The 8894-nt window shown below is 71.2% G+C and carries 7 protein-coding genes; 6 read left to right on the top strand and 1 reads right to left on the bottom strand.

Features of this window, described 5'->3' with window-relative positions; translation table 11 throughout:
- Nucleotides 1-115: 115 nt before the first annotated feature.
- From ACGF12_RS26440 to ACGF12_RS26415, 6 genes are all read left to right on the top strand, one after another.
- A complete protein-coding gene (locus ACGF12_RS26440) occupies nt 116-2146 on the top strand; it encodes a protein meaA (RefSeq protein WP_393034869.1) in 2031 nt (676 codons plus the stop codon).
- 43 nt (nt 2147-2189) lie between these two features.
- Nucleotides 2190-3185 (top strand): HpcH/HpaI aldolase/citrate lyase family protein, encoded by a 996-nt coding sequence (locus ACGF12_RS26435; RefSeq protein ID WP_393034867.1) that lies wholly within the window; start codon nt 2190-2192, stop codon nt 3183-3185.
- A gap of 4 nt (nt 3186-3189) precedes the next feature.
- Nucleotides 3190-3693: a MaoC family dehydratase gene (locus ACGF12_RS26430; protein WP_355674794.1), complete on the top strand. Its 504-nt coding sequence runs from the start codon at nt 3190-3192 to the stop codon at nt 3691-3693.
- Nucleotides 3694-3839: 146 nt separating this feature from the next.
- Nucleotides 3840-5042, top strand: a complete 1203-nt coding sequence (locus tag ACGF12_RS26425) for an acyl-CoA dehydrogenase family protein (RefSeq protein WP_393034864.1) — start codon at nt 3840-3842, stop codon at nt 5040-5042.
- A 509-nt stretch (nt 5043-5551) separates the two neighbouring features.
- Complete coding sequence (locus ACGF12_RS26420) at nt 5552-6244, top strand: phosphatidylserine decarboxylase (protein ID WP_387618195.1); 693 nt, start codon at nt 5552-5554, stop codon at nt 6242-6244.
- Nucleotides 6231-7109: a phosphatidylcholine/phosphatidylserine synthase gene (locus tag ACGF12_RS26415; RefSeq protein WP_030285592.1), complete on the top strand. Its 879-nt coding sequence runs from the start codon at nt 6231-6233 to the stop codon at nt 7107-7109. The genes ACGF12_RS26420 and ACGF12_RS26415 overlap by 14 nt, the downstream gene beginning before the upstream one ends.
- A gap of 97 nt (nt 7110-7206) precedes the next feature.
- Here the strand turns inward: ACGF12_RS26415 and ACGF12_RS26410 are convergent, their stop codons facing one another.
- Complete coding sequence (locus ACGF12_RS26410) at nt 7207-8532, bottom strand: hypothetical protein (RefSeq protein WP_387618198.1); 1326 nt, start codon at nt 8530-8532, stop codon at nt 7207-7209.
- Nucleotides 8533-8894: the final 362 nt, after the last annotated feature.

Genomic DNA, 8894 nt, shown 5'->3' with positions numbered 1-8894 from the left:
AAGGTCGGCGTGCTCTGCCTGGCCCCGGAAGAGGGCCTGGGCGTCCGCGACCACGAACTGCGCGAGAAGCACCTGCCCGCCATCAACCGCTTCCGGAACGTGTGAGACGGATCCGATGACCGAGCCTCAGAAGCGCGACCGCCCCTGGCTGATGCGCACCTACGCCGGCCACTCCACCGCGAGCGACTCCAACGCGCTCTACCGGCGGAACCTGGCGAAGGGCCAGACCGGCCTGTCCGTCGCCTTCGACCTGCCGACCCAGACCGGCTACGACTCCGACCACATCCTCGCCCGCGGCGAGGTGGGCCGGGTCGGCGTCCCGGTGGGCCACGTCGGCGACATGCGCACCCTGTTCGACGGCATCCCGCTCGAACAGACCAACACCTCCATGACGATCAACGCCACCGCGATGTGGCTGCTGGCGCTCTACCAGGTGGTCGCCGAGGAGCAGGGCGCCGACATCGCCAAGCTCACCGGCACCACCCAGAACGACATCGTCAAGGAGTACCTGTCGCGCGGGACGCACGTCTTCCCGCCCGGCCCCTCGGTGCGACTGATCACCGACATGATCGCCTACACGGTCGGCAACATCCCCAAGTGGAACCCGATCAACATCTGCAGCTACCACCTGCAGGAGGCGGGCGCCACGCCCGTCCAGGAGATCGCCTACGCGATGTGCACCGCCATCTCGGTGCTCGACGCGGTCCGCGACTCCGGCCAGGTGCCCGCCGAGCGGATGGGCGACGTGGTCGCCCGGATCTCCTTCTTCGTGAACGCCGGCGTGCGCTTCGTCGAGGAGATGTGCAAGATGCGCGCCTTCGCCCGGCTCTGGGAGAAGGTCACGCTGGAGCGCTACGGCGTCACCGACCCCAAGCAGCGCCGCTTCCGCTACGGCGTCCAGGTCAACTCACTGGGCCTGACCGAGGCGCAGCCGGAGAACAACGTCCAGCGGATCGTCCTGGAGATGCTGGCCGTCACCCTCTCCAAGGACGCCCGCGCCCGGGCCGTCCAGCTGCCCGCCTGGAACGAGGCGCTCGGCCTGCCCCGCCCGTGGGACCAGCAGTGGTCGCTGCGGATCCAGCAGGTGCTGGCCTACGAGTCGGACCTGCTGGAGTACGGCGACATCTTCAACGGCTCCGAGGTGATCGAGGCCAAGACCGCCGCGCTGCTGGCCGGTGCCGAGGCGGAGATCGCCAAGGTGCTGGAGATGGGCGGGGTGATCCCGGCCGTCGAGTCCGGCTACCTCAAGTCCAACCTGGTCGCCTCGCACGCCGCCCGCCGGGCCCGGATCGAGTCCGGCGAGGACAAGATCGTCGGGGTCAACTGCTTCGACACCACCGAGCCCAGCCCGCTCACCGCCGACCTCGGCACCGCGATCATGGTGGTCGACCCGGCCTCCGAGCACTCCGTGCTGGCCGCCCTGGAGGCCTGGCGCGGACAGCGCGACGAGTCCGCCGCCCAGGAGGCGCTGGCCGAGCTCAAGGCCGTCGCCGCCACCGGGGCCAACCTGATGCCGGCCACGCTCGCCTGCGCCCGGGCCGGGGTCACCACCGGCGAGTGGTCCTTCGCCCTGCGCGAGGTGTTCGGCGAGTACCGCGCCCCCACCGGCGTGGGCGGCGCGCCCGTCGCGGTGGCCGCCGAGCCCGGCGGGGAGCTGGAGCAGGTCCGCGCCGCGGTCGCCGCCACCGCCGAGGAGCTGGGCGCCGGCAAGCTGCGCCTGCTGGTCGGCAAGCCCGGCCTGGACGGGCACTCCAACGGTGCCGAGCAGATCGCCGTCCGCGCTCGCGACGCCGGGTTCGAGGTGATCTACCAAGGCATCCGGCTCACCCCGGAGCAGATCGTCTCCGCCGCCGTCGCGGAGGACGTGCACTGCGTGGGCCTGTCCATCCTCTCGGGCGCCCACGCCGAGCTGGTGCCCGACGTCCTGAAGCGGCTGCGCCGCACCGGGGTGGAGGATGTTCCGGTGATCGTGGGTGGCATCATCCCGGCAGCGGACGGCGAGGCCCTCAAGGCCGCCGGCGTCGCCGCCGTGTTCACCCCGAAGGACTTCGGCATCACGACCATCATCGGCCGGATCGTGGACGAGATCCGGCTGGCCAACAGGCTCCAGCCGTGGACGCCCGCACCGACCCCGGCCGCGAACTGACCAGCTGACCAGCTGACCACTGGGAAGGAACTGAACCACCCTCATGACTACCGCCAGCGACATTTCGAGCCGCCGTCTGCGCCCGCGCCGCTCCTGCCTCGCCGTACCGGGCAGCAACCCGCGCTTCCTGGAGAAGGCCCAGGGCCTGCCGGCCGACCAGGTCTTCCTCGACCTGGAGGACGCCTGCGCCCCCCTGGTCAAGGAGAGTGCCCGCCACAACATCGTCGACGCGCTGAACAACGGCGACTGGGGCAACAAGACCAAGGTCGTCCGGGTCAACGACTGGACCACCCACTGGACCTACCGCGACGTGATCACCGTGGTCGAGGGCGCCGGCCCGAACCTGGACTGCATCATGCTCCCCAAGGTCCAGGACGCCGAGCAGGTCAAGGCGCTCGACCTGCTGCTCACCCAGATCGAGAAGACCATGGGCTTCGAGGTCGGCAAGATCGGCATCGAGGCGCAGATCGAGAACGCCAAGGGCCTGATCAACGTCGACGCCATCGCCGAGGCCTCGCCCCGGCTGGAGACCATCATCTTCGGCCCCGCCGACTTCATGGCCTCGATCAACATGAAGTCCCTGGTGGTCGGCGAGCAGCCGCCCGGCTACCCGGCCGACGCCTACCACTACATCCTGATGCGCATCCTGATGGCCGCCCGCGCCAACGACCTGCAGGCGATCGACGGCCCGTACCTGCAGATCCGCAACCAGGAGGGCTACCGCGAGGTGGCCGGCCGCTCCGCCGCCCTCGGCTTCGACGGCAAGTGGGTGCTGCACCCGGATCAGGTCGCCGCCGCGAACGAGATCTACTCGCCCTCGCAGGAGGACTACGACCACGCCGAGCTGATCCTCGACGCGTACGACTACTGCACCTCCGAGGCGGGCGGCGCCAAGGGCTCCGCGATGCTCGGCGACGAGATGATCGACGAGGCCAGCCGCAAGATGGCCCTGGTCGTCGCCGGCAAGGGCCGGGCCGCCGGCATGGAGCGCACCACCAAGTTCGAACTGCCCGACACTGACAAGAAGGCGGAGGCGTAAGGCCATGCAGTTCGGACGCACCTACGAGGAGTTCGAGGTCGGCGCGGTCTACAAGCACTGGCCCGGGAAGACCGTCACCGAGTACGACGACCACCTCTTCTGCCTGCTCACCATGAACCACCACCCGCTCCACATGGACACCAACTATGCGGAGAAGACGACGGACTTCGGCAAGAACGTCGTGGTGGGCAACTACATCTACTCGCTGCTGCTCGGCATGTCCGTCCCGGACGTCTCCGGCAAGGCGATCGCCAACCTGGAGATCGAGTCGCTGCGCCACATCGCGCCGACCTTCCACGGCGACACCATCTACGGCGAGACCACCGTCCTCGACAAGTGGCCGTCCAAGTCCAAGGACGACCGCGGCATCGTCTACGTCGAGACCAAGGGGTACAAGCAGGACGGCACGGTCGTCTGCATCTTCCGCCGCAAGGTGATGGTGCCGACCGCGACGTACATCAAGGAGCGCGGCGGCGAGCAGCCGGGGCGCCCCGAGCCGCTTTCCTGAACCCCCTCCTTCATAGAGACCCCGGACGGGGAGGCCGCCGTCATCGGCCGACCCCCACCCGGTCGGGGGCCCTGCTGCCGCAGCCACGCCGGCAGGGCCCCCGGAAATCCCCCCCCCGCCCTCTTTAGACCTTCCGGAGCCGCACGATGGGACGCCTCGCACAGACCGACGGCCTCACCGAGATCCAGCGGGACATCCTCGCCACCGTGCGGGATTTCGTCGACAAGGAGATCATTCCGGTCGCGACCGAGCTGGAGCACAAGGACGAGTACCCGACCGCCATCGTCGAGGGCATGAAGCAGCTCGGGCTCTTCGGCCTCACCATCCCCGAGGAGTACGGCGGCCTCGGCGAGTCCCTGCTCACCTACGCCCTGGTGGTCGAGGAGATCGCCCGCGGCTGGATGTCGGTCTCCGGCATCGTGAACACCCACTTCATCGTGGCGCACATGATCAACGCCCACGGCACCCAGGAGCAGAAGGACTACTTCCTGCCGAAGATGGCCGCCGGCGAAATCCGCGGCGCCTTCTCGATGTCCGAGCCCGGCCTCGGCTCCGACGTTTCGGCCATCTCCACCAAGGGCGTCAAGGACGGCGACTTCTACGTCCTCAACGGCCAGAAGATGTGGCTCACCAACGGCGGCACCTCCACCCTGGTCGCGGTCCTGTGCAAGACCGACGAGGGCGGCAACACCCCGTACAAGAACATGACCACCTTCCTGATCGAGAAGACGGCCGGTTTCGGCCCGAACCCGACCGTCCCCGGCCTGACCGTGCCCGGGAAGATCGAGAAGATGGGCTACAAGGGCGTCGACACCACCGAGCTGGTCCTGCAGGACGTCCGGCTCCCGGCCGACCGCATCCTCGGCGGCGTCCCGGGCCGCGGCTTCTACCAGATGATGGATGGCGTCGAGGTCGGCCGCGTCAACGTCGCCGCCCGCGGCTGCGGCGTCGCCCGCCGCGCCTTCGAGCTGGGCATCTCCTACGCCCAGCAGCGCTCCACCTTCGGCAAGAAGATCGCCGAGCACCAGGCGATCCAGTTCAAGCTCGCCGAGATGGCCACCAAGGTCGAGGCCGCCCACCAGATGATGGTGATGGCCGCCCGCAAGAAGGACAGCGGCGAGCGCAACGACCTCGAGGCCGGCATGGCCAAGTACCTGGCCTCCGAGTACTGCAAGGAGGTCGTCGAGGACGCCTTCCGGATCCACGGCGGCTACGGCTTCTCCAAGGAGTACGAGATCGAGCGCCTCTACCGCGAGGCCCCGATGCTGCTCATCGGTGAAGGAACTGCGGAGATCCAGAAGATGATCGTCGGCCGCCGGCTCCTGGAGGAGTACCGGATCGCCGAGTGATCGTGGGGCCGTCCGCGTTGCCCGACGTCGTGAACCGACGGCACGGACGGACGGCCCCCTCTCGAACCGCCGGTCGACGGGCGTGCGGGCCCGTCCCGGCAGAGCGCCGTGCACCGTCACGGGCCCGGCCTGGTCCGCCGGGGCCCGGCACGGCCCTCCGGAAAGCGGCCGCAGGGCGTACAGCTGCAGCGACGCGCCCTGCGGCCGCTTCCGTACAGCTTCTTCCGGCCGCTACGGACCGTGTCCCCTTCCGGGTTCCGAGCGCGCCCCCTGTTGAGACAAGTGTCACCAGCCTCGCCGGGTCCCTTGGGAACCGGACCGGGGCGAGCTACGGTCGTACAGGTGGGACGCGCGTATGCGCTCCCACCGGACACATGAACGAGCAGGCGGGTTGCCCACCCACCGTGTGCTCCCGATAGCATCCACCGGGACAGCAAGCCGTCCCTCTATTACCGATTCCGCGGTGGCCCCCGTCCAGCGGCCATGATCCCCCGCGACAAAGGTCTTCGATGCCCATCAGCCCGTCCCCTCACACCTCCGTCACGGACCGCGATGCCCTCGCAGGCCCGACGGCCGGTCGGCGACCCCGCGTGACCATCGCGCGCGGAGCCACCCCCTGGTTCGTCCCCACCCTCGCCACCGCAGCCGTGACCAGCGCCCTCACCCGGCGCAACGGCAAGTGGGCCCTGGCGGCGGTTCCGGCCTGCGCACTGAGCGCGGGCATGCTGTGGTTCTTCCGCGACCCCGAGCGTGAGATCGGCACGGGCAGAGTGATCTCCCCCGCCGACGGCGTGGTGCAGAGCATCGACGCCTGGCCGGACGGCCGCACCCGGGTCGCGATCTTCATGAGCCCGCTCAACGTCCACGTCAACCGCGCGCCCCTGCCGGGCACGGTGACGTCGGTGGAGCACGTGGCGGGCGGTTTCGTGCCGGCGTTCAACAAGGACAGCGACCAGAACGAGCGGGTCGTCTGGCACTTCGACACCGAGCTCGGCGACATCGAGATGGTGCAGATCGCGGGGGCCGTGGCCCGCCGCATCGTGCCGTACGTGGCCGCCGGAACCAAGGTCGAGCAGGGTGACCGGATCGGTCTGATCCGGTTCGGGTCCCGGGTCGACACCTACCTGCCGGCCGGCGTCGAGGTCGGCGTCGAGGTCGGCCAGAAGACCACAGCCGGGGTGACGCGCCTTGACCGTGACTGATCCTGAGACAATCGTCGGCCTGGACGACGAGGAGACGGCCCTGCGCCGTCGCCGCTGGGCGCGCGACCGCGAGCTGCGTGCCCCGCGCTCCCCGCAGCACCTGTCCACCGCCGACTTCCTGACCCTGGGGAACGCCGTCTGCGGCTTCCTGGCGATCTACTCGATCACCACCGGGGTCCTGATCCCGCACATCACCAACCCGGACGCCGCTCCGGACCGGCACAGCGCGGCCACCGCCGTCACGCTGCTGCTGATCGGCTCGATGTGCGACCTCTTCGACGGCCTGGTGGCGCGGAAGCTCCGCTCCTCCGCCCTCGGAGCGGAACTCGACAACCTGGCCGACCTGATCAGCTTCGGCATCGCGCCGGCCTACTTCGTCGCGGTCTGGGGCATGGTCTCGCAGGGGTCCAACCGGACGCTCTCGGCGCTGATCGCACTGACCGTGCTGCTCGCGGTGGTCCTGCGACTGGCCCGGTTCTCGGCCGTCAAGATGCGGCCCGGGGTGTTCCAGGGCATGCCCTGCCCGATGGGCGCGATGACGGTCATCGCCATCGTGCTGCTCGACCCGCCGTTCCTGCCCGGTCTGCTCGCCATCTTCGGCGCCGCGTACCTCATGGTCAGCCGGATCGAGTACCCGAAGCCGCAGGGGCTGCTGGCCACCGCCACGCTGTGCTGGGTGGTCGTCGCCATCGGCTGCCTGGCGGCCTGGGCCACCGGCCTGCCCGGCGGCGACACCCTGATGCACGTCGGCGCCTTCGCCCAGATCACGCTCGCGGCGATGGCGCCGCTGCTGGTCATCCGGCGCAAGGTCGGGCAGAAGGTCGGCGACGTCCGTGCCCGACGGGCGGAGTCGCGGCTCGGCTGAGCCGCTTCGTGACGTACGGGAAGGGCCCGGAACCTGATGGTTCCGGGCCCTTCCTCGTTTCCGGGTTCGCTACGCACCGCCGGTGTGGGCGGAGCGGCTACGCACCGCCGGTGTGGACGCTGAAGGCGGAGCGGCGGGCCGCCCGGGCCACGCCCGGGTCCGGGTGCACGCCCGAGACCGCGGTCAGCACGGAGGCCGCCCGCGGGTGGCCCGACTGCCGGGCCCGGGCGAACAGCCGCACCGGGTCGCCCGCCGAGGCGCCCTCGACGTGGCCCACCAGCAGCTCCGTCTCGCCGTGGTCGAGCACCGCGGCCGCGGTGTCCACCCACAGCCAGGCGGCGTCCTCGGCACCGAGCACGTCCGCCGGGGAGACGCCCTCGTCCGAGCGCTCCGCCAGCCACAGCAGCGCGTACGGGCGCAGCACCGGCTCGTCCACCGAGGCCCGCACCGCCTGCTCGGCCGGTCCCCCGGCCACCCGCAGCGCCTCGAAGGCGAGGCCGCGCACCAGCGCGTCGTCGCCCTGGGCCGCCTCCAGGAGTTCGGCCACCGCGCGGTCCGCCGGACGGGCCGCCACCCAGGCGCGGAACTCGGCCCGGGCCGGGCCCGGCGAGTAGTCCGCGCAGGCGTTCAGCAGCTCGAAGGCGCTCTGCTCGATGTGCCCGGCCGCGGTCTGGGCGACCGTGCAGATCTCCTCCAGCTTCGCCCGCACCGCCCAGTGGCCCAGCGGGGACAGCTCAGCGGCATCGTTCCTGCGCACCACGGCGCCGACCGCCGCCAGGCCGTCCAGCATCCAGTCCAGGACGGCGGCCACGTCGGAGGGCGAGGCCGGGGTGTCGATCTGCGGCTCGCGGCAGGTGCCGCGGACGGCGGAGACGGCCGAGGCGGCGTGCGGGACGGGCGACAGGCCGGGGCCGCCGAGGCCGGTACCGACCCGGCGCTCGTCCAGGCCGCGGCGCAGCAGCTCCAGCAGCTCGCTCTCGGCCACCGGGCCGTCCACCAGGTGCAGGAAGGACAGCAGCTGCGGGGCCTGGTCCACGGCCTGGCCGGCCAGGACGGCGAACACCCCGCGCAGCGCGGCGGGCGGCACCGGGGCGAGCAGCGTCCAGGCGTCGAACAGCCCGGACCAGCCGCGCACCACGGCCTCGTCGTCGTGCTCCCAGGCGTGCAGGCGCCAGCCGGGGCCAGCGCCGCCGTCCCGGGCCTCCACCAGGCCGACCAGCAGCGCCTGCCCCCAGGCCTTGGCGGCGGCGCCGACCGTCATGGCCAGCGCCCGGCCCGCCGCGCGGGCGTCCTCCGGGAGCAGCTCGCCGCGCTTGTCGACCTCGTCCAGCTCCCCGGCCCAGCGGGCGATCCGGACGGCGTCCACCAGCATCCGGCGGGCCAGCGGTGCGAGCTCGGCCGGCGCGGGGAAGCCGTCCGGCACGGGAACCCGGCCCCGCCCTGGCGCCGGCGCGGGCCCTCGTCGCCGGGGTACACCGGCCCCGCCCGGCCTGCCACCGGAGGGCCGGTGGGGTGTACCCGGGAGACGGGTCACCGTCGCACCGGTACCGATCGTCGGCGGGAGCGGGGCATCACGGTCGCGCGGGTTCCGAGACGTCACGTCGAGCAGTCTTCCCCTTGTACCGGCCTTCTGTCACATCCGGTTGTCCGTACGACCGGGAGACCGTGGACGGCACCTCCGCAAGATCGGGCAACAGTGGCAAACCGCCTGGCTGGAAACGTGTGGCGGGACCATGCCAGGGTTGCGGCCGGGCGTCGCGGTGCTCGTTCGGCCGGTCACGCTGC

It is taken from the genome of Kitasatospora sp. NPDC048296 (assembly GCF_043201815.1).
Lineage (GTDB): Bacteria > Actinomycetota > Actinomycetes > Streptomycetales > Streptomycetaceae > Kitasatospora.
The sequence above is the reverse complement of the archived record's forward strand: the minus strand, read 5'-3'. Positions and strand labels throughout refer to the sequence as shown.

What these genes read in the sequence shown, in the direction of transcription:
- ACGF12_RS26440 (WP_393034869.1), top strand. Translation starts at nt 116, where the DNA reads ATGACCGAGCCTCAGAAGCGCGACCGCCCCTGGCTGATGCGCACCTAC.
- ACGF12_RS26420 (WP_387618195.1), top strand. Translation starts at nt 5,552, where the DNA reads ATGCCCATCAGCCCGTCCCCTCACACCTCCGTCACGGACCGCGATGCC.
- ACGF12_RS26425 (WP_393034864.1), top strand. Translation starts at nt 3,840, where the DNA reads ATGGGACGCCTCGCACAGACCGACGGCCTCACCGAGATCCAGCGGGAC.
- ACGF12_RS26430 (WP_355674794.1), top strand. Translation starts at nt 3,190, where the DNA reads ATGCAGTTCGGACGCACCTACGAGGAGTTCGAGGTCGGCGCGGTCTAC.
- ACGF12_RS26435 (WP_393034867.1), top strand. Translation starts at nt 2,190, where the DNA reads ATGACTACCGCCAGCGACATTTCGAGCCGCCGTCTGCGCCCGCGCCGC.